This window comes from Spirulina sp. LEGE 11439 (genome assembly GCF_059821285.1).
In genome coordinates, this window is the sequence record NZ_JCAMRX010000005.1 from 117998 (window position 1) to 141308 (window position 23311).

The window sequence follows — 23311 nt, forward strand, 5'->3', positions numbered from 1 at the left end:
GATAACTGAAATGACCATTCCTAAAATTTCACCCTACCCCATGCCCACAGAGGAAGTATTCCCCTTAAATCGGGTCGATTGGCAAATTGACCCCAGCCGCACCGCCCTGCTGATCCACGATATGCAGCGCTATTTTCTCAATTTCTTCGATGCGAATGCAGCGCCGATTCCCGATTTGCTCCAGAATGTCACTGCTGTGAGAGAGCTTTGCCGATCGCACGGTATGCCGATTTTTTATACGGCGCAACCGGCTCAACAATCCGAGACGGAGCGGGGTTTACTCAATGACTTTTGGGGACCGGGCTTGAGCGCTCAACCTCAGCAAGAAGAACTCCCAGAACTCCTCCAACCTGCTGCCGGCGAACGAGTATTGACAAAGTGGCGTTACAGTGGATTCCAGCGCACGGACTTGCAATCGTTGCTGCAACAGAGCGGTCGCGATCGACTCATTATTTGCGGGATATACGGTCACATCGGCTGTATGATGACCGCCTGCGATGCGTTTATGAACGATATTCAAGCGTTCTTAGTGGGGGATGCGATCGCGGATTTCTCCTTGAATCACCATCATATGGCGATGAACTATGTCGCCCAGCGCTGCGGGATGACGATAACGAGCCAGCAGCTTGCAACTATGCTGGCCGATGCCTCTGAGATTCGCGATCTCGACTCGATTTATGTTGCCGTCACCATGTCTCTCCGAGAACAATTGGCGGAGTTATTGCAACAACCCCCAGAAACTTTTGGAGCAGAAGAAAATTTGTTGGAGTGGGGTCTCGATTCGATTCGCCTGATGATGCTAGTAGAACGGTGGCGGTGCAAAGGTACAGAAGTGAGTTTTGCTGACTTGGCAGAGCAGCCGACAATCGCCGCTTGGTCGCAACTTCTCACTCGCTCGCAACCCAACGCTCAACTGGTCGCGAGCGATCGCGCATAGAGAGGAGGTCAATATGATTATCAGCGATCGACAACAAGGTCTCTGGCCGCTCTCTGCGGCTCAACAGGGGATTTGGTTCGGACAACTGCTGTATCCCGGGAGTCCTCTCTACAATACGGCGGAGTGCTTAGAAATTAAGGGATCTCTAGATCCGGTGTTGTTTGAGCGATCGCTAGGGCAAATGGTAGCAGAGGCGGAGACCCTAAATCTTCGTTTTTCGTCATCGGGGGAACAGCCGATGCAGTTCTTAGATACCGATCGACCTTGGCAACTGCAACATCTCGATTTTAGTACGGCGGCTCATCCCCACCAAATAGCTCTAGACTGGATGCAGCGCGATTTAAAACGAGCGATCGATCCAAGCACCGATAAACTGTTTTCCCAAGCCCTCATCTGCCTCGCGCCGGATTGCCACTATTGGTATCAACGCATTCACCATATCGCGATCGATGGTTATGGTACGTCGCTGTTGATGCGACGGCTGGCAGAAATTTATACCGCTTTCAGTCAGGGGAAATCCTTCTCTCCTAGTCCTTTTGGTGGACTTCAGACTTGGCTCGAAGAGGATAGCGTTTATCAAACTTCCGAGCAGAAACTGCGCGATCGCGCCTATTGGCTCGAATCTCTCGCGGGAGCGCCCGAGCCAGTTGGTTTCAGCGATCGCACTGCCCCAATCGCTGCCTCTAGCCTGCGCCACAGCGATGAGTTTTCCTCGGCAGCGTTTCTGGCTTTACAAGGCGTTGCCCGACAACTGGGGGCATCTTGGCCTGATTTCCTCTTGGCCGTGACGGCAGTCTACCTGCATCGCGTCACGGGAGCGAGAGATTTGCTCCTGGGCGTGCCAATGATGGGGCGCTTGGGTTCCGCAGCATTGCGGATTCCAGCGATGGTAATGAATATCGTCCCCCTAAGGGTGTCGGTGAGTCCTGAGGTTCAATTTGCTCGGGTCGTGGAACAGATCGGGGTGCGACTGCGGGAGATTAGTTCCCATCACCGCTATCGGTACGAGCAACTTCGCCGGGATTTGCAGCGCATGAGGGGCGATCGCCGTCTCTTCGGCCCGGTTGTGAATATCATGCCCTTTGACCAAATGTTCTACTTCGGTGATGCTCTTGGTCGGGTGCGAAATATCTCCGCCGGCCCCGTGGAAGACCTCGCTTTCAATATCCGCACCCAAGCTGGCGGTCAAGCTCTCAAGATCGCCTTGGATGGCAATCCCGCTTGCTATTCTCGCGACGATCTGGCTCGACATCACCAAAATTGGTTGGCAGTGTTACAAGCCGCTTTAGTACAGCCCGATTTAACGGTTGGGACGACATCTCCTTCGCGGGCAGTTGGGGAGCCAATCTCGAAGGCACTCATCCGAGGCAAACCTCTCACATCTCTCCCAAGTTGCATCCTCGATCGATTTGTGGAGCAAGCTCGCCGACAACCCCAAGCCCCCGCAATCATGGCGGAAAACTCGAGCCTGTCTTACGGCGAACTGCTGCACCGAGCGCAGGATCTGGCAGCCAGACTGGTAGCAGCAGGAGTGAAACCGGGACAACTGGTGGCAATTTGTTTGCCTCGTAGTCCGGAAGCGATCGCGGCCATTTTGGGAGTTTTATTCTCGGGAGCGGCTTATCTTGCTCTCGACCCGGAAGCCTCACCCGCTCGTAATGCCAGTTTAGTTAAAGATGCACGACCCGTTCTGTCGATCGTGCCAACCGCTTGCGAGCCATTATCCCAGCCCGACCTACCGCCCCTGTTCCGGTTGGACAATTTGCCTCCTCTTCTCGGAGCAGTCACGTTAAACTCGCCACCCGATGATGCACTCGCTTATATTATCTACACCTCTGGGTCTACAGGCAATCCCAAAGGGGTCATGGTAGAACATCGGGCTTTGGCTCACTTTGTGGCGGCGGCGCTACAGGAATACGGCATTCAACCCGGCGATCGCCTGCTGCAATTTGCCGCCCTGCATTTTGATGCCAGCATCGAAGAAATTTTCCTCGCTCTCTGTAGTGGTGCAACTTTAGTGCTGCGCGGAAAATCGATGCTCGAGTCGCTACCGGGTTTTCTGCGAACCTGCGAGGAGCAACAGATCTCGGTACTGGATTTACCCACGGCTTTTTGGCACGAATTGGCCTTTTGCTTGGGAAATGGTCGAGGGAGCTTACCCAACAGCGTGCGGCTAGCGATTATTGGTGGGGAAGCCGCCCACCCGGAACGGGTTCGCCAATGGCATGAGGCAGTGGGCGATCGAGTGAGGTTGCTCAACACCTACGGTCCGAGCGAGACGACGGTGGTGGCAACCTCTGCGACCTTAAAGCCCAACCCTGACGATCGCGGCACGATTCCCATCGGTCGCCCTCTACCCGGGGTCGATGTTGTCGTACTGGATCCGGAGAAGCGTCCGGTTTCCAGAGGGCAAGCGGGGGAATTGTACGTGCTGGGGCCAACCCTTGCTCGCGGCTATTGGGGGCGATCGCAGCTCACGCGCGATCGCTTTGTCCGCCTCAGCCAATTTCCCGGCCAGCCTCGGGCCTATGCTACAGGCGATCGCGTTCGTCTCGACGAAGCGGGCCAGCTCGTCTTTCTGGGTCGCCTTGATGATGGATTCAAAATTAGCGGTCACCGCATCGATCCTATCGAAATCGAGTCACTGCTAGCTGAGATTCCCTGCATTCGGGAAGTTGCGGTTATCGGTCTTAGCTTGTCGGCAGGGAATAAGCGCCTGTGTGCCTATTTGGTAGCGGATTCCCCTTATCCCTCGGCGCGATCGCTACGCCAACACCTCTCCCAAAAATTGCCCGCTGCAGTTATACCCACTGGGTTCAACTTTACCGATGCCTTGCCTAAAACCTCCTCTGGCAAAGTCGATCGCAAGGTGCTGCGCGATCTCCCTCCCACGGAGTTCGCCGAGCCGATTTCCACGACAGCATCGCCTCTAGAAGCCGCGATCCTGAACATTTGGGAAGACATTTTAGGGCATCGAGGTATAACCGTGCAGGATGACTTTTTTGCCTTGGGAGGACAGTCCCTACAGACGATTCAGGTCGCAAATTGGCTCGGGACGCAACTGGGGCGCGAAATTCCCATCGCTACTCTCTTTCGCCATCCCACAGCAGCCCAGCTTGCTCGGGCGTTAAGCCAACAAGCCGAATTTACTCCAGAGCAACTAGACTCACCCACTGAAATCCCTTCCCGATCCGGGCCTTTCGCCCCTCTGCTGGCGATCGCCGATGGACAGAACCTACCGCTATTTTGCATTCACCCCGTTGCAGGCCTCAGTTGGTGCTACTTAGGGCTGGCTCGATATCTCGACACCTCACATCCTATTTATGGCTTACAGTCACCCTATTTGGAGACAGGAATTCCAGTTTCTCAGTCGCCTCGAGCGGGTTGGGGACAGATCGTCACTCAGTATATCGAGCTAGTGCGTCAAGTCCAGCCTCGGGGGTCGTATCGTCTCTTGGGTTGGTCGTTGGGGGGAACGATCGCCCAAGCCATGGCCGCCCAACTCCAAGCGGAGGGGGACGAGGTGGAACAGTTGATCCTGCTGGATGCCTATCCGAGTCTGGCTTTCAAACAGCGCAGTTCTCCCAATGAAGCAGAGGTGATGGCGTTCCTGTTACAAGCAACGGGCGTGGGGGATACCGATCTGAGTCTGGTTCTGCAAAGTCCCGAGAGGGCGATCGCGCAGTTGCGTCAAGGGGCTTGGGGGTCACAGTTCGATCGCTCCCGGTTGCAAGCATTGCAAGCGATCGTTCGCTATCACCTCGAGTTGATTCGCCAAGCTCCTTCTCCGCGACCCTACCTTGGCGATCTGGTCTTTTTTACGGCCAAGCAGGGGCAGAGGGAAGCAAACCTCACTCATACAGTATGGCAACCTTTTGTGAGCGGTTCGATCCGGAATTACGACCTCGATGCAGAACACAGCAGAATTTTGACCGGGGACTGCTTGCAAACCGTCGCTCGGGCGATCGCGACCCACCTCCAAACACCGAACAGTAACTTCAATTAACAATCAAAAATGACTACAACATCCTTGAACTGGAGTCAGATCGACACGGCAAAATCCCAATCTTTTATTGATTACTTGGACACCGCTACGGCGCAAGCCGAAATGCAGAGGTACAAACGAAAAACCTACGATCTCGTCGGTGCAAAATCTAATGCTGTGCTGTTGGATGTTGGCTGTGGCACGGGAGAGGATGCTTTGGCTCTGGCGGAACGAGTCGGAAGTGGCGGGCGCGTAGTTGGTGTAGACTATAGTGCGACTCTCATCGAAGAAGCCCACACTCGGGTTACATCCAGAGACCTTCCTCTCACTTTTCAAATTGGTGATGCACATCATTTGGCGTTTAGCGATAATCACTTCGATGGTTGCCGCAGCGATCGCCTATTTATGCACTTGGAGCAGCCGCAACAAGCTCTGGCAGAAATGATCCGCGTGACTCGTCCGGGGGGACGTATTGTAGTGCGGGAGCCAGATTGGGAAACGTTGACGATCGATCATCGCGATCTCACTCTGACACACCAAATTCTCACTCTGCATTTCACACAAGCCATCCGCCATCGGGCGATCGGACGGGAACTCTATCGTCTTTTTCGCCAAGCCGGACTCGCAGGAGTTGCCGTAGCCGACGCATCTACCCTGATCCTAACGGATTTTGCGACGGCTAATCGCCTGTATGGTTTGGAGGATGCGGCGACCCGAGCTAAGGCGCATTTGCCGGAGTTAAGCGAGCCGATCGCGGCTTGGCTGGGGGATTTACAGGAAAGCGATCGCGATGGGACGTTCTTTAGTGCCGTCACTGGCTTTACAGTTGTGGGCTGTAAACCGATGAAAACCGATTGAGCATTTTTTGAATAATTTTGAATTGACCTAAGATTCTGGGTTAGTTGCTCGATCGTGTGGCTTTGTTGAAGATTTTGGCTGTTGCAGTATTTTAGAATCTCTATACTAGAAATTGGAGTATCGAGACAAAGGAGAACTTATCTCATGGAGCTAATACTCGCAGCAGCTTTAGCCACATTTACAGTTATTACGACGAAGGCATTAGAAAAAACTGGCGAACAACTGGGAGAGACGGTTATCGATAAAACGGGTCAATTTCTGGCTTCATTGCGGCAGAAATCGCCAGAAACGGTGAACGCGATCGAAGTTGCTCCACAAGATTTAGATTATGGGAAAACGGTGGAAATCGTGAAGGAGTTTGCAGATCGCGATCCTCAATTCGCTCAACTTCTGCAAGAGTTGATTGCAGTCGCACAAACCGATCCGAATCCCAAACTTTCTCATTTTATCTCTCAGCAACCGACGGTTTACAATGCTCAAAAGCTGGCGGAAAACATTAAAAATGTTTTTCAAGGCAATACAATTATCGGCGGTAACTTTTGACTGGAGTCGCCCGCAGGTAATCGGGTCAATTTTTTTCCGATCGAACAATGGCGAGAAATCTGTAAAGCGAATCTTGCCCAACAAAAGCAGCTAACCACTAATCCTTTTACTAATGCTTCGGGGATTGCACCGCAGTTGGATGAGGTTTATGTCCCTTTGGCAATTTTAGAGCGCAAAAAATCCAAATCTCGGTTAATGGGGCAACCCGAAGAAGAAAAGGAGGAAGAAAAACTCATTCCTATTGCCGAAGAACAGTTTTTTGAAGAGGTGTTGCGACAAGGGAAAAGCGAAATCAGTCAAGGGCGCAGAATCGCGATTATTGGCGAACCGGGATCGGGGAAAACCACGCGGTTGCAGAAGATCGCGGATTGGATTTTAGCGGAAAATTTGGGGTTGCCGATCTGGATTTCTTTGGCAGATTTGCAACAACCCACCATCACTCACTATATCGAGGATTGCTGGCTCAAACAAACGGGACAAAATCTCGCCATTGATGCGATCGCTCAACACAAAAACCGGATTTGGCTGTTGTTGGATGGGTTGGATGAAATGACCTCGCGGCTGGAAATGCGCCATGTTTCGGCATTGTTGGGGGGATGGGTGCGAGATGCGCGGGTGGTAGTGACTTGTCGGGTGAATGTTTGGGAGGGCGATCGCAATGCTTTTTCGGGGTTTGATGTCTTTCGCAATTTGGAGTTTAACTCGGAACAGGTGAAGGATTATATTTGCCGTTGGTTTGTGGGAATGGGAGATGCAAGGATGGGGGAGAGTTTGGAGACGGCATTGGCAGAGTCGGAAAATGCCCGTTTGACCGCGTTAATTCAGAATCCTTTGCGGTTGTGGATGTTGTGTCAAATTTGGCGATCGGGGGGCAGTTTGCCGGAAACACAGGCAGGATTATACGGGCAGTTTGTGGATTGGGTGTATCGTTGGAAGGCGGATGAGGAGATTTTAGATCGACGAGAGGATATTGATAAGGCGTTAGGGCGGTTGGCGTTGGCGGTGATGGAACAAAAAGATGAGTTTTCGCGGTTTCGCTTGCGGGAAAGTTGGGTGCGAGAGGTTTTGGGGAGTCGCTTTCCGGTGGTGATGCAGTTGGGGTGGTTGAATCGGGTGCAACGGTCTCCCGAGGCGATTTGCGTGTTTTATCATGCCACGTTTCAGGAGTATTTTGCAGCGTTGGCGGTGGCAGATTGGGATTATTTTTTACCTCGCGATCATCGTAATTTTCCGGTGGTAGGGAAAGAATATCGGATTTTTACATCCCAGTGGAAACAGGTGATTTTATTGTGGTTGGGGCGTGTAGATATTGCGGATGAGCAGAAGGAGGGGTTTATTAAAGCGTTGATGAATTTTGATGATGGATGTCGTGGTTTTTATTACTTTCGTGCCTATTTTCTCGCTACTGTAGGGATTAGTGAATTTAAACGTTGTTCTCTTGGGGATGCGATTGTGCAAAAACTTGTCAAATGGGGATGTGACTATTTTTTTGAAGAAAGAAAAGAATGGTACGATTTTGTCAGTCCTATTGGAAATGCTGCAAGAGACACTATTTTCCAAACCGAACCAGAACGTGCAATTCAGGAATTATGTTTCATTCTAAAAACTGCTAAGAATGAAGATACTTGTAGACAAGCAGTCAAGATTTTAGGAGAAATCGGACAAGGAAATGAACAGGCGATTTCCGTATTGACCAATATTTTTTTTAAGTACGAATGGGTTGATTGGAAAACTGCCTATAGTTTAGCAAAAGTCGATCCCAAAAATGAACAGGCAATTGTGGAATTAGTCGATCTCTTTACAAGTAGTTTTTATGATGCTCTTGAATCTCCAATTGTTAATGATGCCTATAAGCAAATAGCTAATAGCTTAGAAGAAATCGGGAAAATTGGTCTAATAATCGCCGTGTTGGTTAATATTCTTGCCACTTGTAGAGATGAAGAAACTCGTTTACAAGCAGCCGAAAGTTTAGGGAAAATTGATCCAACAAATAAAAAAGCAATTATGACATTAGTTCGTCTTTTCGTGACCTCGAAGAATCAAAATATCTGTTTGCAGGCACTTGGAAGTTTAGAAGAAATTGGACAAGGAAATGAACAAGCGATTGTCGCGTTAGTTGAACTTCTTACCAACTCTAAAGATAAATGGATTCTTATACAGATCGCTAAGACTTTAGGTGAAATTGGACAAGGCAATAAACAGGCGATCTCTGCATTAATCAATTTTCTCAATTCCTCTGAGGATAAATGGATTCGTATACAGATCGCTGAAACTTTAGGCAAAATTGACCTTGGAAATAAACAGGCAATCGCTGTGTTAGTCGAGCTTCTCAATAGTGCTGAGAGTGAAAATGCAGCTAAGAGTTTAGGAGAAATCGGACGAGGAAATGAAAAAACAATCGCTGCGTTAGTTGAGCTTCTTATCACCTCTGAAAGTGAATATACTTGCAAGAACGTGGTTTGGAGTTTAGGAAAAATCGGACGAGGAAATGAACAGGCAATCTCTGCATTAATCAATTTTCTCAATGCCTCTGAAAAAGAACAATATCATGAGGAGGTGGCTTGGAGTTTAGGGCAAATAGGAGAAGGAAATAACGAGGTAGTTGCTGCGTTAGTAGATATTCTCACCACCTCCAAGAATAAATATATTCGCTTGCGTGCGGCTGTTAGTTTAGAGAAAATCAACCCCGGAAATAGAAAAGCAAGTGCTGAGTTTATCGATTTTGTCACCAACCCCAAAAATCAAGATAATTGGCTTGTGAATTATATTTTAGAGAAAATCATTACCCTTGATGAACAACTAAAAGATGTCGTTTCTGCTCTTCAACCCCACTTTAATATTGAAGTCTATGAAAACAACCATGAACTCTATAAACACTATTACACAATCCTCTGGAACATTGCCCAAGACCTTTCATATCCTGATTTTTACCAAGCATGGCATGGTGTAATTGAATATATTAACCTTCCCCAACTTCCCCAACTTCTGCAAACACAACTCACTGAAATTGACCTCTTTCAAACCTTCAAACTCCTCACTATCGACGGCAGCAAATTCGCCGATCGCAATAATCCCACCCGTCAAATCTATCGCCAAATGACCCAACAAGGTTGCCCAAAAAGTAACGAAAAACCCAAAACTATCGCAGACTTACAAGACTATTGGGAAGATTTAATCGCAGAAAGCGACCATACTATAGCTCTCCTCTTCTACGAAAATCCCGAAACTGCAACCTCTCAAGGTTTTAGCGAAACTTTTCTCGATGCTCTTGCTCGTTTTGGAGGCGCGATCGCACTCATTTCAGACCCCTCTCACTCAACCTTGCAAACCTTTTCACCTCAAGATCCCCATCTCGTGCGATCTATCATTAACTGGTTGCAACAAAATCTTAGCGATTGACAATAAACTCACGATCGCCTTAACTGTTAATATTCAAAACAATAGCTAAAGCCTCGCTGATTTCTTCCATGACGCGATCGCTTAACGTTCCCACTTTCTTGATTAATCTTTGTTGAGAAACAGATCGGCACAATAGAGCCAAATTTCACCTCTACGCATAGTCTTGATACTCATAAAAATCTTCAGGACAGCCATCAACAAACTCAGTAAAATTGCTCCCTTCTGCGTAATAAAAACGCATCATTTCTGCCGCATCTTTTAAACTGAGTTTTTCATTTTCTTTGATATTTTGGCGCTCATTACGACCTTCTGTATCGTTTTCTCGTTCTAATAAACTCATTAACTTTTGAACTGCATCACTATAATCGTAAGGCGACCAAACGCGATGGATTGTATCTGAATCGAAGGATGCGATCGCCTCTTCCTTCGCTAACTCGGCAATCAAAAATTGCATCATTTGCAACTTCTCCGCACGGGTTAACTGCTGGAGTTGTTCTAATAATTCAGAATGTGACATAAATAGCCATTGAATTCATCTCACTATTTTATCGCGAAAAATCGCACCTCTCAAATCAGAAAAGCCAGCAACGCGATCGCCCTTCGATATATCTAAACAATCTTAGGCGGATCGCTTCTTAACTACTAACGACTGCATTTCCCGTGCCTTGGAACATGAGCCAAGAGAGGAAAAAGTTAATAATAAAAATGGCTAAAAGCGACGTGACAACTGCTGTCGTCGTTGATTGTCCCACGCCTTTTGCGCCTCCAGTAGTTGTCAATCCCCAACTACAGCCAATTGTTGCTACCATGCCTCCAAACACAACCGCTTTGAGGATGGCACTCACAAGATCCCAAACCCCTAAAAAACTTTGAATCGATTCGAGAAAAATAGATTGAGAAATGCCGTAAAGATTCGTGGCAACCAATAATCCTCCCGTTAATCCCACCAGCAAGGATAATAGCGTTAATACGGGAAGCATGAGACAACAGGCAATAATTCGCGGCACCACCAGATAGTCAATGGGATCGGTTTTAAGAATGTAGAGTGCGTCGATTTGTTCTGTGACTCTCATTGTTCCGATTTCGGCGGCAAATGCCGAACCCACTCGTCCTGCTAAAACGACGGCGGTGAGTGCGGGGGCCAATTCTCGTGCTAAAGCTAGCGCCAAAACGCCCCCAACGGCACTTCCCGCCCCAAAATAAATAAATTCCCGCGCGACTTGAATGGTAAACACCATGCCGACAAAACCGGCCGTTGTCAGTGCGATCGTCAGGGATCCCGGCCCGACGGAACTACACTGTTCGAGGGTATTGCGACGATTGATTTTCGCTTTGAGTAAATGCAGGATGACTTGACCGCCCAAAAATATGGCGGCAATCAGACGTTGCAGCCAACGCCGAAATCCTGTATCTGAAGTAACTTGACTCACCATAAGAAAAAATAATAATTAACCAGTAAAAAATAACCCATTACAATTACAATCTTTTTAAATATGCTAATAAATCGGCCATATCTTGAGGTCTGGGCTGAAATTTGGGCATCGGGGGGGTCGTTCCGTCAATCACTTGTCGAATCACTTGCATATCGGATTTGCGATCGCTTAAATGTTCGAGACTGGGGCCGACATATCCTGTGGCATAGACTCCATGACAACCAGCACAATTAATCGCAAAGATTTCCTGACCTCGTTCGATATCTTTGTCTAATGCGAGAACGTTTTGAATGTAGGGATCGAAGCCATAGTAATAGGAGAATCCCATGATCCCGATCGCCATTAATAAGACAAATCCCAACACGAAGAGCGCGATTTGTCGAGCCGGGATTTGAAGTTGGGCTTCTGAGTTAGTCACGGATTTATAATATTGCTTGCGGAAAAATATCGGGATAGAAGAATCAAGCCCAACCGTTCCGACGGGACTCTTAATTATTGTGCCAAAATATTGCAATAAATGAAAATATCTTAAGATTTATCTTAATTTATGTTAATTTCTGGTTTTCTTCTGTTGCGAGCGATCGCTTTTCCGCATTTTCTTGTCGGCTTTGAGCCGTTGCCATTGTGCGGAGTTCCCAAACTTTCAGCAGAATAAAATATTCGTAGAAAGATTGCAGAACGCACCAAACCCAACCCGAACGCCCATCCCAAATTCCGCCCAAAAGGAAATACATATACACAAATCTTAATAAAGGTCGGAAGGGAAGGCGTAGGGAAAGATCTTTGAGGGCGCGGCGTTTTTCCACTTCCGATCGCCCCCAAAATAAGTCTTGCCAACGAACATCGCCTTCTTCGAGTTGGCGTAGGGTTTCTTGGGCTTCATCGGTGGAATAACGATTGTGTTTTTCCAGCCAACGACTGAATCCTTTGCCACTGGTATAGTGAGGATAGGTTTCTTGTAAAAAACTGGTCGTGCCGTCGCACACTTCGCGTTCGGTGTGGCCGTAATCATCAAACCAGACTTTTTCTTTTCGGAAGAGCCGCAATTGATAGCGAGGATACTGGGTACAGTGACGAATCCAGCGATTCATGAAAATAACCCGTTCGGCTACGTAGTAACCGATATATTCATCTTCATTTTGAATGACCTGACAACATTCCGCGTGTAGTTCTGGGGTCATGCGTTCGTCGGCTTCAAGGATGTAAACCCAGTCATATTCAACGGGAACTTCTTGTAGCATCCAAGTGCGTTGCTTGCCGTGGCTTTCAAAGGTATGCTGAACGATGCGAACGTTATAATTGCTAGCAATCTCTGCGGTGCGATCGCTACTGTAAGAATCTACAATAATAATATCATCGCACAAAGGAATAATCGACTCGATACAAGCTGCAATTTCTATTTCTTCGTTGTAAGTCAGGATATAAGTAGAAAACATTAATGAGTTGTTGATTATTAGTTATTAGTTGTTGGCGGTTTGTCGTTTATTGTTCATCCCACCCGGCAATAAGAGTGGGATGAAGGGAAATTCCGCTCGCTAATACTTTGATATTAGACTGCCGAATCTCAATTTAAAGAATTTTTTTTCAACTAGACGCGGCGGCGACTGGGAGCGCCTCCACCTCCTGCTAATCCTCGGAAGCCCATTGCACCAATGACACTATAGCCAATGGCGAGTAATAAACTGCTAACTCCGGTGCGAATTCCCGACTTAAAGGCATTGGTTTTAGCTCGCTGTTCTGCTTCTTGGCGGCGTTCTTGGAGTTGAGTGTTAGCGGCATCTAATTGTTCTTCGAGGGCGGCGGGATTGTCTTTCAATGCGTCGATCTGGCCTCGGATGGTTTGTAATTGTTCGAGACGAGGCCCTGTCACTTGGCCGCTAGCAATCGCTTGATCGAGCTGGGCAATGCGAGCATCATCGGTCAGGAGTTGATTGATTTGGTCGAATTGGGTTTGAATTTGCTGTTCGGCTTGGGTTAAACCCTGTTCGATCTGTTCGGTTGCCTGTCTCATTTTATAACGGAGATTCCCTAAATGTAAGGGAATAAATAACAAGAACATGAGTCCGAGAACGCAAGCAAAAAGAAAAGACCAGAATCTTAAATCCGTGACAGAAACGCCGCGATCGCCATTTCCTAATGATTCGCCGATCCAATATCCCACGATGAGTAAGGCAATGCCCACCATCGGAATAATGCCGCGATCGACAATACTGCTGGCTAAGTTGAGTTGCCAGTCTTTGTCGGTAATTTGAAAGGGAATCGCCAGTACAATGTAGTCAAGCAATGACGAAACGATCAGTATTACCCCGACAACTTTAAGGGCTAGAGAAGAATAAGCAGAAAAGGCTGAATTGTTCATTGTTTTTGATCTGATTCAATCGATAGAAAGTGGCAGGATGCAGGATGAAGGCTGAAAGTTGCTCTTGTCAATCTCTTTCTTCATCTTGCCCGAACTCGTCGGGATAGGGGAAGAGAGCCGCCCCCTGCGAGACCTCGCAAGCCAGTCCAGCCAATGATAATGTAACCAATGGCGAGGAGCAAGCTATTGACTCCAATGCGGAAGCCAGATTTCAAAACATTGGTTTTGGCTTGGTTTTCGGCTTCTTGACGGCGATCGCGGAGTTGGGTTATGGCTTGGTTATACTGCTCGTCGAGGAGTTGGGGATTTTTTCTCAACTGTTCGATCTGGTTGCGTATTTGCTCTAACCTTTCTAGGTGCAGCCCGGTAATTTGACCGCTTGGATTAATATCCGCAAGCTCCTCAGGGGATTCGATAACTTGACGAATTTGGTCAGTTTGATTTTGAATTCGTTGTTCTTCACTAACAAAACGTTGTTCTATTTGCGCGATCGCTCGGCCGCGAACGAGACTGAGATTGCTAAGGTGCAAGGGGACGAGCAAAAAGAAGATTAATCCCATCACACTTGACAAAATCAACGTCCACAAGCGCAAATCTTCGAGGGAAACGCGCTGACTTTTTCCCGTCCAATATTCTTGTAGCCAATATCCGGAAATGAGAAAGGTAATTCCGATCATCGGGACGATCCCGCGATCGACAATTTGATTGGTAAATGTAATTTGCCAGTCAGGATCGAGAGGTTGAAAGGGAACGGCAAGAATGATGTAATCAAGAATCGAGGAAACGATAATAATAATCCCAACAACTTTTAAGGCGAAGGAAACATAGGCAGAAAAAGCAGGCTTATTCATGGTTTTAAGCTGAATTCGATTTTTCTGTGAATGCCAACCGAATTGGCTGCGTTTCCGATCGCAAAAATGCCCGTCAAACAATATCGGACTGAAATCACTCTAGCTCTAGATTTTCCATCCTAACTCACAATTGCTTCAAATCAAATCTCTTTTTGCCAAGATTGACCGCCATTCCCGACTTGTGGAGAAAATGTAACGTTAAGTTACGAAAGGAGGGGAAGCGATCGCTAAAAATTCAATAAACTTTTCCAGCAAAAGCAGGATTTGCCCCTTTAACTGGAAGATAACGCGATAAATTTAGAGGATTTCATGAGTAATCAATCGATCGAAGTTTTAGCCGATAAAAGTGCTGTTGTGGAGCGGGCTACCGTTCTCGTGCTGGAGAAAATTAAAACCGCCCTGCAAGAGCGAGGACAATGCGCGATCGCCCTTGCTGGGGGCAGTACCCCCAAACCGCTTTACGAAGCGATCGCCGTTCAATCTCTGCCTTGGGAGAAAATCCACGTTTTTTGGGGAGACGAACGCTACGTCCCTCACGATCATCCCGACAGTAACTGTAATATGGCACGGCAGGCATGGTTGGAGCGCGTGGATTTTCCCCCCGATAATATTCATCCCATGCCCACAGAAGCGGCCGATCCTGCCGCCGATGCCGATCGCCACGATCGCGAATTGCAAGATTTTTTTGGGGTAAAAGCGGGAGAATTTCCCCGTTTTGATATTATTTTGCTGGGCATGGGAGATGATGGGCATACGGCTTCCTTATTTCCGCAAACTGAAGTTCTACAAGTTAGCGATCGCCTCATTGCTGTCGGCAATAAATCCGGTCAACCCCGGCTAACCTTTACCATTCCTCTGATCAATCGCGGGCGTTGCGTTATCTTTTTAGCAGCAGGAGCCAACAAGCAAAACGCCCTTGTCAACGTTTTGGGAGATTCTGCCGATCCCAAGGATTATCCTTCTCGCTTCATCCAACCCGAGGGGGAACTTTGGTGGTTCGTGGATGAAATGGCCGCCAAAACCCTTGAAGCAAAATAAACAATGACTGATAACTGATAACTGATAACTGATAACTGATATGATCGTTTGCCCAAATTGCAATCACCAAAACCCCGACGGCGCAACCCAATGCGAAGCCTGTTATACGCCTCTCCCCATGATGACCGATTGCCCGAACTGCGGGGCGACGGTTCAAGCCGATGCCAGTTTTTGCGGACAATGCGGCTATAACCTACAAGAAACGAGCATGACGGTGGCTGAAGCCGGGGAAAATAACGGCATCGAACTGAGTAAACCCGATGTCAGCATGCCTCCATCCAGTTCTACGGCAGCAACGGTGGTGGAAGAAGAAAGTTCTACACCTCTGCCGCCAACTCCCGTCCCCATGGGGAATGCCTCCACGCAACTCCAAGTCAAAACGGCGAGCCTGCTGCACCTACAAACGGATACTTCCTTGGAATTACCTCAAAATCTACCGGTCATTCATCTGGGCAAACCCGGGGGACCCATTCCGCCCGATATTGACGTTTCTGGGTTTCCCGACTCGGCGATCGTCTCTCGGGTTCATGCAGATATTCGCGTCGAGGCGGATGTGTTTTTCATTGAGGATATGGGCAGTTCTAACGGTACGTATATCAACCATAATCCTTTACCTCCAGGCAATCGTCATCGCCTCAGAGCGGGCGATCGCATTGCTTTGGGCAAAGAAGACAAGGTGACATTTATTTTTCAGCTTGCTTAGGAGAGGGTGAGATTGTACTAGAATTGGGTGTTTCGTCTGGCATTCTTTCTTCCAAGATGCGATCGTTCGGCTTCTTTGCGGCTATTTTCTGGCGATCGCGCAATTTCGCTTCTGCGACTTCCCGTTCCCTTTGTTTGGCGGCTTTGGCTTTCATGGCTTCTCCCACAGTGACGTTAATCACGCCGCCAATGAGGAGGACGAGGGAGGTTAAATACAGCCAGAGCATCAGCACGATAACGGCTCCTACTGCGCCGTATACTTTGTTATACGCGCCAAAATTATCGACGTAGGTGCGAAATAGCCAAGAAATTCCCGCCCAAGAAAAGGCGGCGAGTATAGCTCCTGGGAGAATTGGAGTGCCTTTGCGCCAGTGACTCGGACCCAAGCGATAAATCAAAGCAAAGGCGACGATGACGATACTTAGGGCAAAAGGCCAGTTAAGTTGCTGCCAGAGTTTGAGCAGCCAATAGCCGCCAATTTCTAATTTCTCGATGGGTAAGTCCTCAATTTTGCGAACCGCAAATTTTACGAGGGCATCACCGATGAGGACGAGGAAGGAAGCAATGAGAAGCAAGCCGATACTGCCGAGGGTGAGGAGGAGAGAAATAAATTTGGCTTTCCACCAAGGTCGTCGCTTACGTCGGGGAATTTCGTGGATGCGATCGAGGGCATTCATGGCGGCTCCGATCGCGGCGGAGGAGATCCACAGGGCGGCGGCAAAACTGAGGGAAAATAAACTGGTGCTGCGGGTGCGAGTAATTTCTTTGACGAAGTTGGAGAGGAGCTTCCAAACTAAATCGGGGGCGACAATTCTCAGGTTAGCTGCCAATCCTCGCACGGTGGAATTAAGGGATTCTTCTGGGATAAACCCGAATTGTTCGACGATCGCTTTAAAGAGGGTGGCGAGGGAGTCTTCAAAGAGGGCGATCGCGGTAATGAGTGCCAAAATTGCGGGAAATAATGCCAGCAGGGAGTTATAGGCCATTTCTGCGGAAAGACCGGCTAAACGCTGGCGAAATATGCGACCGATGATGGTTCGCACAACGGACCAATTCAGGTGAGTGAAGAAGCGAAAAAAATGCGGGAAGGGCATGGGGAAAGCAACGGGCTATTCTTAATCTAGCGTAGTGGAGGGTATCTTACCCCTGCGAGTGAAATACGGTATGAATTAGGGTAGATTTTTGTAGGGAACGATCGCGGCGATCGCTATTTTTTTAGTTTGGAGGGCGATGTTATGAGCGAAGAAGTCATGCAATGGCTGGCGGAAATTCGGACGTTAAAGCAAGAGTTGGCGCAGGCAGAGAGCGATCGCAATGCGGCGATGGAAAGTGCGGCGCATTGGCGCAAACTCTACAATATTGAGGCGCGACAGCGACGGGAGGAGGCGCAGTCGGCGCGAGAGGAGAGTCGGCAACTACAGGCGCGGCTGGAGGAGTTTGTTGAGGAGGCGCGATCGGTGTCGATAGCGGATATCGATGCTTCTCTGCGGGCAGAACTTGCGGCGCTGAAGACTCCGGAAGCTTTGCAGGAGAGATTAATTGCCGCCATTCAGGAGCGCGATCGGGCATTGGAGGCATTAAAAACCGAACAGGACAATCATATTGAAACTCGTCGCAGTTTAACGGCGGTGATTGGCGATACGATCGATCAGTTGACTCGGATGCGAAATGAGAAATAGCGATCGCATTGCTTATTTTCGGATCTATTCTGAAAGTGTAATGTTTCGAGTTTGGATCTCTTCGATAAATTGTTTTAAACTGGGATTTTTAGGATAATATTGGGTGAATTTTTTGGGGTTTAAATAATAATTTTCGGATAGGCGATCGTATGTTCAAATTGATGATAAAATGTTTCGCCGATGAGTGTTTGGAGTTTGTGGATAACGCGATCGCCAATCACAAGAAAAGCGATCGCTTATAAAAACTAATCACCAATGAGTTTTTCTAAATACTGCTGTGCTTCCTCTGGTGGCATCATTTTAGCTTCTCCATCTTGTAAGATTTCGTATTGACCGCCCCGAAATCCGTGTCCGGCAATTAAGCCTTGTTTAATCGCTTCATTCCCCAGTTCATTTAAACGATTGAAACTCATGATATCGAGTTCGTTATCGAGTTTTTGTCTGAGTTTTTCTTCTTCATTCATTAAATTTACCTCAAATTTATTCAATAGATAACATTGGATGGATAAACAAACCAGAAGTCGGGCTATTGAGATTGTTATCTCGCTCTAATTTACTTTCAGCCCCATCAACCTGCAAGCGAATTAAGTAATTGCCAGCTTTCACCCCCTTAATTGGAAAAGAAATAATGTTAGTCTCGCCTTCAAAATCATCCGCTTCAAATAGATAGGCTTGAGGATCGTCTAGCGAACTTTCATTGAGAGCCAAAACAACTTTTTGAGTGGGTTTAATCTGCAAATTACTCTCAAGAATAACAGTTGCATTGCGTAATTGCGTACCACTTCCGACAATATTTTCAATGGAAAAGTCAACAAGAGTCGGTCGCACAACCAAAGGAATAATATTCGATTCAACATTACGAAATTTTTCAATCGGATCTTGGCTATTATTAGCTTGACCATTGCTATCTTGACTGGCTTCAGAACGAAAAGAGAAACGATGAATCACTTGTAATTGTTGTATCCCTGCTTTTAATTGTTCTTCAGGGAAAGATGATAAAGGGAATATAATTTGATTTTTCTCTACATTTTCTGCTCTTGCTTCTATTTCTCCAATCCGTACCCAGACATTTTCTTCCTTTAGATTTCTGCCGCGAATCACGATCGCACTATCGACTTCAATCGGCACAAAACGACCATCTTGATGAATGACATCGATAACCGTCGGTTGATTGGCAAAAGTACCAATACCGCCAAATCTGTCTCCCATTGGCAAAGGTTTCGATCCGACTTCTTCCCCTTCAATCATCACTACGCTTGCTTCATAAGCCATCGATAAATTGTAGGCTGTTTGGAAAAAGACCGACCAGACTTTAGATAAATCTTCAATCGTCAAATCGAGAGGTTTAAAAGATACGTTTTCGATTTGATTGGTAAGCGTTGATTCAGAAAGATAGCCGAGGTTTGAATCTGTTAATGTGTCAGCAATCATATCTCGAGTTAAGCTGGAAGTATCAGTTAAAGTACGAACGACACTCCCGAGTAAACGTTGAGGTTCAAGTTCAGTATCATTGCCATAAAAACTAATCATATAGTGCATATCTAAAGCCGTTCTTGCTTTGTTGGCTGCAACTCCTTTACGGTTGCGCCGTTGGACATCAACACTATTACCCCAAATATAATTCATGGGAAGATGATACAAATAAAGATTTACACCAGTCTCTGGAGTCGCAGTCCCGATCGCATCCGGTCGTACAGTTGTCACCCTAGCCCCTTCTACATCGCCTTGAATGGCAGATTGTAGTAGTCTTTGCAGAGTGGCGGTAACAGTAGCGATCGCGAGATGGTTGCTCATAAATTTAGTTGTTAGTTGTTATTGGTTAGTGGTTAGTGGATTTCTTATTAATAACTGTTCCTTGTTCTTCAACTGATAACTGATAACTGATAACTGATAACTGATAACTGAATCTACGCTTGCACTAATCCAAGTCGAATCGCTCTAACGATCGCTTGGGTACGATTTTTAACTTCGAGTTTAGCAAAGATTGAGGATAAATGTGCTTTGACAGTAGCCACGGTAACATAGAGTTTTTTGGCGATCGCATCATTAGATGCCCCTTGTACCAACCACTGTAAAACCTCCTGCTCTCGTGCGGTTAATTTTAAAGATTTGGCAATAGGAAGAGAATGTCCGGCATAAACTTGAAATTGTCGAAAAAATCGCGTAGCAACTTCTGGAGCTAGATAGATTTTATCATCAATAACCGTCGCGATCGCATCGTGTAATTGCTCGGCCAGACAGTCTTTAAAAACATAACCCTTTGCACCTCCCTGCATAGCGCGAAAAATCCAATTTTCATCTTGATGGGAAGACAAAACCAAGACTTTCCCGTTGTATGATAATTCTTGCAGGCGAATTAAAGCATCGATACCATTATTTTCTACCTTGTTTTCTGAGAGTTCTAAATCCAAGAAAATGAGGGTAGGGTGCTGTTGTTCGAGAATTTTCAGCATTTCCGACAACGTTGCAGCTTCTCCAATAATCTCAAAATGAAGTTGTCCGCGATCGCTATAAAAATCAAGTAGAGTTCGCAGTCCTTGACGAAATCTTTGTTCGTCATCCACTAATAAAATAGAAATTGTTTCAGTTGTATTTATCATTGTTTCGATCGTAGTCTATATTTTAAGTTAAAACTTTAGTTAAAGACAAAATTCTCCCAAAACCCCGATCGCACTTTGGGATCCCTGACGAGGTAAGGTAAAGCAAAAACGCGCCCCTCCTTCCGGACAGTTTTCCCCCCAAATTTTACCTTGATGGCGATCGATAATATCTTGAGCAATTGCCAATCCTAACCCTGTCCCTCCAACACGCCGAGAATAGAAGGGTGAAAAAGCACTCTTGATATCTTCTGGCGATAATCCCACACCGCGATCGCAAATTTCAACTAAGACTTCATTGGCTAAAATTTGCCAGTCGATCTGTAGTTTCTCCTCTTCTGGACTAAAACTAATTGCATTGCAAAGTAAAACCTCAAATACTTGTTTGATTTGCCAGCGATCGACTGCTAAAATAATACCTTGTTCGGGATAAATAAACTGCAAGTTTTTTTGTTCTAATCGAGGAGATAATAAGGTTAAAACTTCCTGTAAAATTTTTCTTAGATCGTAGAGTGCCGGATAGATTCGCATTTCGCGATCGCTATTGAGCAATCGCTTTAAACTACGGCTTAATTCTTTTGCACTGTCTCGAATACCTTGTGCTTGTGTTTTATATTGTCCTGCCGATAAACCCAAACATAAATTTTCTGCATACAAACCAATTAACGCTAAAGGTTCTCGTAATTGATGCTTTCCTCGTTGGATAAGTTGTTCTAGAAATTCAATTTCTTCCCTCTGTTGGGTAACGGTTTGCATCAATGTCATATAATTTTGCAGCAAGTTAATTTGTTGTTGTAAATACTTATATTCTTCTCCTGATAAAGGCTGTTCTCTCCAGAGTAAAAAATATTCATCTGGCTTCTCTTGTCCGTCGAAACAGTAAATATAAACAAACGTCTCTTTGTTTAAACAATCTCGAAATAAAGCTATATTTGAAGATTCGATCGCAAGTAATTGAAGAGTCGGATTATCTTGTAATTGCCATTGTGTCCATTGCAATTCTGGAAAATCGCGATCGAGCCATTTTTCCTCTTCTAAATAACTTAAAAGTTCTCGATTTGTACCTTCGCTTTTCTTTTGAAAAAAGCGTAAGGATTTACGTTCGTCTCCTGCTTGTTCTCGATAAATGAGCCAAGCCGTGATACAAGGCAAACAATACACAATCTGTTCGATTTGTTTTTGACAAACCGAACTTAAATCTGAAGAATCTGAGGTTAGAGAGAGTTGATTTAACAAGCGATCGGAGATGACTTGCCTCATCTCTAGACTAAACTGTAGGTTAGAAAATAACTCAAAAAACGAGAGTTATCTCTATTAAAGACAAAAAAGAAACCAATCGGGGAAATTTTAGAATTTTTTACAATTCTTCAACCTGTTAATTGATTGATTTGCTCTATCCAGCGTTGTCGTTCAGCGTGTTCTAATTGAAGAATATCGTCTAACGGCCAGTGAAAATTGAGCGCAATATAGGCTATCTCTTGGTACAAGCGATCCAAGGGATAGCCTATGACTCCCCCACTGCTAACATTTCGCCTCCCCAGCCATTAATTTGATTGTAGAAAATTTGTAAATAATCGGCATCTATCAAAAATAAATCTTCCAGAATATCAATCGAAATCGTCGATAATTCTTCTAACTGAACGATCGTGCGCGAGAGAATAACTAAAGTTCGATAAGCAGAGTTTTCCAAAACAAGGGGATGTTTCTGGATGCTAATTTCATCAGCCCCCGTTGCAAGGCGCATGAGTCCATTGCGATATAAGTTGCCCTCTTTATCGATTAATCCTTTTGGCAGGGTAAAACTGTATTGTGTTGGCATCATATCGGCGATCGCTGAGTCATTCTAAAGTTACAGATTATTAAATATGAGTGATGTCAAAAAATAGATAACATCAATTATTCTTCATTTTCCGATCGCTCTTCATCTTTCTCTGGGGCTTCTTCTTCCTCCTCTTCCAATTCGTTGATTTTGCGATAAAACTTTTGTAAATAATTCAAATCTGCAACAAAAAGTCCCTCGATAATAGCAGGAGAAATGTTATCTAACGCCCCTAAACGGACGATAGTGCGCGATAAAATAATTGCTGTTGCATAAGCTGGGTTGGTTTTTACCCTCGGATCGCGCATGGGAACGATTTCGTCGATCGCCCTCGCCAAGCGCATGACCCCCGTGCGATGAATATTACCGTCACCATCAATATATCCTTTCGGAAGCGCAAACTCAAACTCGGTTTGTATCATTAATCAGCCTTGTTACAATAACTTGAATATTGGACGCGATCGCTATTTTTAACCCAACTCTATAAACTAAAAAATTGAGCCGATTTATAGGTCAGATCGCTCGCTTCTGCGGAATATTCACTCGATAACTCGGTACGATAAAATTCATCGACCGCTAATTCAAGTTCCTCAATCACAAAATCATTGGTATTGGCATTTAAAGAACCAATCGTGTAACTGACCGGCCAAGCCCCCGTAAAGCTATAACGAGCCATTTCTGTGCCCCATTGATTATAAATTACAATATCGCCATCGCGGTATTGCTCCCCCCATTGCCCCTCTTCTATTGTCTTAAACCAATCCCATAACGTTGTCGTTAAAGTCAGACCTCGTTTGAGTGTAATATTTTCGCTCTTAGTATTTCCGGGGATTTTTGTTCTCACGACCCGACCGTAACTCGTTCCATCTGCTCCCCATTTTTGTGCGGTGACTTCAGCAATTTCAACAACATCATAACTGCGCTTAAATCCCGAACATTCGGTGAAAAAAGCATCCACGAGTCCCGAAGCATCCACGAGGAGATCGACGTAAAAACGATTACTCGTCAGAACTTCTGGTAAAGCATATAATCCTGTGAGCAAAGAGGATTCTTGGGTATTACTTAATGTCATAATTTTATAGTTAGTTATTCGCGAATTAGTTATTAACTG

24 protein-coding genes are annotated in these 23311 nt (G+C 46.2%); 8 read left to right on the top strand and 16 right to left on the bottom strand.

Annotated elements, in window-relative coordinates; genetic code table 11:
- The first annotated feature begins 10 nt into the window (after positions 1-10).
- From AC6RV6_RS05280 to AC6RV6_RS05300, 5 genes are all read left to right on the top strand, one after another.
- Positions 11-937: an isochorismatase gene (locus AC6RV6_RS05280; RefSeq protein ID WP_500239513.1), complete on the top strand. Its 927-nt coding sequence runs from the start codon at positions 11-13 to the stop codon at positions 935-937.
- 13 nt (positions 938-950) lie between these two features.
- Positions 951-4943: an amino acid adenylation domain-containing protein gene (locus AC6RV6_RS05285; protein ID WP_500239516.1), complete on the top strand. Its 3993-nt coding sequence runs from the start codon at positions 951-953 to the stop codon at positions 4941-4943.
- A 9-nt stretch (positions 4944-4952) separates the two neighbouring features.
- Positions 4953-5780, top strand: coding sequence for a methyltransferase domain-containing protein (locus AC6RV6_RS05290; protein ID WP_500239518.1), 828 nt, complete (start codon positions 4953-4955; stop codon positions 5778-5780).
- Positions 5781-5924: 144 nt separating this feature from the next.
- Positions 5925-6323: a hypothetical protein gene (locus AC6RV6_RS05295; RefSeq protein WP_500239520.1), complete on the top strand. Its 399-nt coding sequence runs from the start codon at positions 5925-5927 to the stop codon at positions 6321-6323.
- 135 nt (positions 6324-6458) lie between these two features.
- The gene (locus AC6RV6_RS05300; protein ID WP_500239523.1) at positions 6459-9722 is read left to right on the top strand and encodes a HEAT repeat domain-containing protein; all 3264 of its coding nucleotides are present in this window, start codon (positions 6459-6461) and stop codon (positions 9720-9722) included.
- Positions 9723-9741: 19 nt separating this feature from the next.
- Here the strand turns inward: AC6RV6_RS05300 and AC6RV6_RS05305 are convergent, their stop codons facing one another.
- From AC6RV6_RS05305 to AC6RV6_RS05335, 7 genes are all read right to left on the bottom strand, one after another.
- Positions 9742-9864, bottom strand: a complete 123-nt coding sequence (locus AC6RV6_RS05305) for a type II toxin-antitoxin system PemK/MazF family toxin (RefSeq protein ID WP_500239525.1) — start codon at positions 9862-9864, stop codon at positions 9742-9744.
- 9 nt (positions 9865-9873) lie between these two features.
- A complete protein-coding gene (locus AC6RV6_RS05310) occupies positions 9874-10239 on the bottom strand; it encodes a hypothetical protein (protein WP_500239527.1) in 366 nt (121 codons plus the stop codon).
- A gap of 118 nt (positions 10240-10357) precedes the next feature.
- Positions 10358-11155, bottom strand: coding sequence for an MlaE family lipid ABC transporter permease subunit (locus AC6RV6_RS05315; RefSeq protein WP_500239529.1), 798 nt, complete (start codon positions 11153-11155; stop codon positions 10358-10360).
- A 43-nt stretch (positions 11156-11198) separates the two neighbouring features.
- The gene (locus tag AC6RV6_RS05320) at positions 11199-11573 is read right to left on the bottom strand and encodes a c-type cytochrome (protein ID WP_500239532.1); all 375 of its coding nucleotides are present in this window, start codon (positions 11571-11573) and stop codon (positions 11199-11201) included.
- A 127-nt stretch (positions 11574-11700) separates the two neighbouring features.
- Positions 11701-12591 carry a glycosyltransferase family 2 protein gene (locus tag AC6RV6_RS05325; protein ID WP_500239534.1) on the bottom strand — a complete coding sequence of 297 codons (891 nt, stop codon included), beginning with the start codon at positions 12589-12591 and terminating at the stop codon, positions 11701-11703.
- 152 nt (positions 12592-12743) lie between these two features.
- Positions 12744-13514 carry a hormogonium polysaccharide biosynthesis protein HpsJ gene (gene hpsJ-B, locus AC6RV6_RS05330; RefSeq protein ID WP_500239536.1) on the bottom strand — a complete coding sequence of 257 codons (771 nt, stop codon included), beginning with the start codon at positions 13512-13514 and terminating at the stop codon, positions 12744-12746.
- A gap of 80 nt (positions 13515-13594) precedes the next feature.
- Complete coding sequence (locus tag AC6RV6_RS05335) at positions 13595-14365, bottom strand: HpsJ family protein (RefSeq protein ID WP_500239538.1); 771 nt, start codon at positions 14363-14365, stop codon at positions 13595-13597.
- 309 nt (positions 14366-14674) lie between these two features.
- Between AC6RV6_RS05335 and pgl the strand changes: the two genes are divergently transcribed.
- Together pgl and AC6RV6_RS05345 are read left to right on the top strand one after the other, a co-directional pair.
- Complete coding sequence (gene pgl / locus AC6RV6_RS05340; RefSeq protein ID WP_500239539.1) at positions 14675-15403, top strand: 6-phosphogluconolactonase; 729 nt, start codon at positions 14675-14677, stop codon at positions 15401-15403.
- A 40-nt stretch (positions 15404-15443) separates the two neighbouring features.
- The gene (locus tag AC6RV6_RS05345; RefSeq protein ID WP_500239541.1) at positions 15444-16106 is read left to right on the top strand and encodes a double zinc ribbon and FHA domain-containing protein; all 663 of its coding nucleotides are present in this window, start codon (positions 15444-15446) and stop codon (positions 16104-16106) included.
- Here AC6RV6_RS05345 and AC6RV6_RS05350 read toward each other — a convergent pair.
- Positions 16087-17148: a YihY/virulence factor BrkB family protein gene (locus tag AC6RV6_RS05350; RefSeq protein ID WP_500239542.1), complete on the bottom strand. Its 1062-nt coding sequence runs from the start codon at positions 17146-17148 to the stop codon at positions 16087-16089. The genes AC6RV6_RS05345 and AC6RV6_RS05350 overlap by 20 nt on opposite strands.
- A 192-nt stretch (positions 17149-17340) precedes the next feature.
- Here AC6RV6_RS05350 and AC6RV6_RS05355 point away from each other — a divergent pair, with 192 nt between their 5' ends.
- The gene (locus AC6RV6_RS05355) at positions 17341-17784 is read left to right on the top strand and encodes a hypothetical protein (RefSeq protein ID WP_500239544.1); all 444 of its coding nucleotides are present in this window, start codon (positions 17341-17343) and stop codon (positions 17782-17784) included.
- Between the two features lie 245 nt (positions 17785-18029).
- Here AC6RV6_RS05355 and AC6RV6_RS05360 read toward each other — a convergent pair whose 3' ends face one another.
- From AC6RV6_RS05360 to AC6RV6_RS05395, 8 genes are all read right to left on the bottom strand, one after another.
- On the bottom strand, positions 18030-18248 hold the full coding sequence (locus tag AC6RV6_RS05360) for a hypothetical protein (RefSeq protein ID WP_500239546.1): 219 nt from the start codon (positions 18246-18248) through the stop codon (positions 18030-18032).
- Between the two features lie 16 nt (positions 18249-18264).
- A complete protein-coding gene (locus AC6RV6_RS05365) occupies positions 18265-19578 on the bottom strand; it encodes a Pvc16 family protein (protein WP_500239548.1) in 1314 nt (437 codons plus the stop codon).
- A 113-nt stretch (positions 19579-19691) separates the two neighbouring features.
- On the bottom strand, positions 19692-20384 hold the full coding sequence (locus AC6RV6_RS05370) for a response regulator (RefSeq protein ID WP_500239550.1): 693 nt from the start codon (positions 20382-20384) through the stop codon (positions 19692-19694).
- 39 nt (positions 20385-20423) lie between these two features.
- Complete coding sequence (locus AC6RV6_RS05375) at positions 20424-21641, bottom strand: sensor histidine kinase (RefSeq protein WP_500239551.1); 1218 nt, start codon at positions 21639-21641, stop codon at positions 20424-20426.
- 107 nt (positions 21642-21748) lie between these two features.
- Entirely contained in the window at positions 21749-21877 is a 129-nt protein-coding gene (locus tag AC6RV6_RS05380) for a DUF6760 family protein (RefSeq protein ID WP_500239553.1), read from the bottom strand.
- 8 nt (positions 21878-21885) lie between these two features.
- Positions 21886-22203 carry a hypothetical protein gene (locus AC6RV6_RS05385; protein WP_500239555.1) on the bottom strand — a complete coding sequence of 106 codons (318 nt, stop codon included), beginning with the start codon at positions 22201-22203 and terminating at the stop codon, positions 21886-21888.
- Between the two features lie 74 nt (positions 22204-22277).
- Positions 22278-22622 (bottom strand): hypothetical protein, encoded by a 345-nt coding sequence (locus tag AC6RV6_RS05390; protein WP_500239557.1) that lies wholly within the window; start codon positions 22620-22622, stop codon positions 22278-22280.
- Positions 22623-22681: 59 nt separating this feature from the next.
- Complete coding sequence (locus tag AC6RV6_RS05395; RefSeq protein ID WP_500239559.1) at positions 22682-23272, bottom strand: phage tail protein; 591 nt, start codon at positions 23270-23272, stop codon at positions 22682-22684.
- Positions 23273-23311 lie beyond the last annotated feature (39 nt).

Excerpts from the sequence above, each read along its gene's own strand:
- AC6RV6_RS05345 (WP_500239541.1), top strand. The coding sequence starts at position 15,444 with ATGATCGTTTGCCCAAATTGCAATCACCAAAACCCCGACGGCGCAACC.
- AC6RV6_RS05335 (WP_500239538.1), bottom strand. The coding sequence starts at position 14,365 with ATGAATAAGCCTGCTTTTTCTGCCTATGTTTCCTTCGCCTTAAAAGTT.
- AC6RV6_RS05355 (WP_500239544.1), top strand. The coding sequence starts at position 17,341 with ATGAGCGAAGAAGTCATGCAATGGCTGGCGGAAATTCGGACGTTAAAG.
- AC6RV6_RS05360 (WP_500239546.1), bottom strand. The coding sequence starts at position 18,248 with ATGAATGAAGAAGAAAAACTCAGACAAAAACTCGATAACGAACTCGAT.
- AC6RV6_RS05285 (WP_500239516.1), top strand. The coding sequence starts at position 951 with ATGATTATCAGCGATCGACAACAAGGTCTCTGGCCGCTCTCTGCGGCT.
- AC6RV6_RS05280 (WP_500239513.1), top strand. The coding sequence starts at position 11 with ATGACCATTCCTAAAATTTCACCCTACCCCATGCCCACAGAGGAAGTA.
- AC6RV6_RS05385 (WP_500239555.1), bottom strand. The coding sequence starts at position 22,203 with ATGATGCCAACACAATACAGTTTTACCCTGCCAAAAGGATTAATCGAT.
- AC6RV6_RS05290 (WP_500239518.1), top strand. The coding sequence starts at position 4,953 with ATGACTACAACATCCTTGAACTGGAGTCAGATCGACACGGCAAAATCC.
- AC6RV6_RS05375 (WP_500239551.1), bottom strand. The coding sequence starts at position 21,641 with ATGAGGCAAGTCATCTCCGATCGCTTGTTAAATCAACTCTCTCTAACC.
- AC6RV6_RS05365 (WP_500239548.1), bottom strand. The coding sequence starts at position 19,578 with ATGAGCAACCATCTCGCGATCGCTACTGTTACCGCCACTCTGCAAAGA.
- AC6RV6_RS05295 (WP_500239520.1), top strand. The coding sequence starts at position 5,925 with ATGGAGCTAATACTCGCAGCAGCTTTAGCCACATTTACAGTTATTACG.
- AC6RV6_RS05315 (WP_500239529.1), bottom strand. The coding sequence starts at position 11,155 with ATGGTGAGTCAAGTTACTTCAGATACAGGATTTCGGCGTTGGCTGCAA.
- AC6RV6_RS05310 (WP_500239527.1), bottom strand. The coding sequence starts at position 10,239 with ATGTCACATTCTGAATTATTAGAACAACTCCAGCAGTTAACCCGTGCG.
- AC6RV6_RS05390 (WP_500239557.1), bottom strand. The coding sequence starts at position 22,622 with ATGATACAAACCGAGTTTGAGTTTGCGCTTCCGAAAGGATATATTGAT.
- pgl (WP_500239539.1), top strand. The coding sequence starts at position 14,675 with ATGAGTAATCAATCGATCGAAGTTTTAGCCGATAAAAGTGCTGTTGTG.
- hpsJ-B (WP_500239536.1), bottom strand. The coding sequence starts at position 13,514 with ATGAACAATTCAGCCTTTTCTGCTTATTCTTCTCTAGCCCTTAAAGTT.
- AC6RV6_RS05370 (WP_500239550.1), bottom strand. The coding sequence starts at position 20,384 with ATGATAAATACAACTGAAACAATTTCTATTTTATTAGTGGATGACGAA.
- AC6RV6_RS05395 (WP_500239559.1), bottom strand. The coding sequence starts at position 23,272 with ATGACATTAAGTAATACCCAAGAATCCTCTTTGCTCACAGGATTATAT.
- AC6RV6_RS05325 (WP_500239534.1), bottom strand. The coding sequence starts at position 12,591 with ATGTTTTCTACTTATATCCTGACTTACAACGAAGAAATAGAAATTGCA.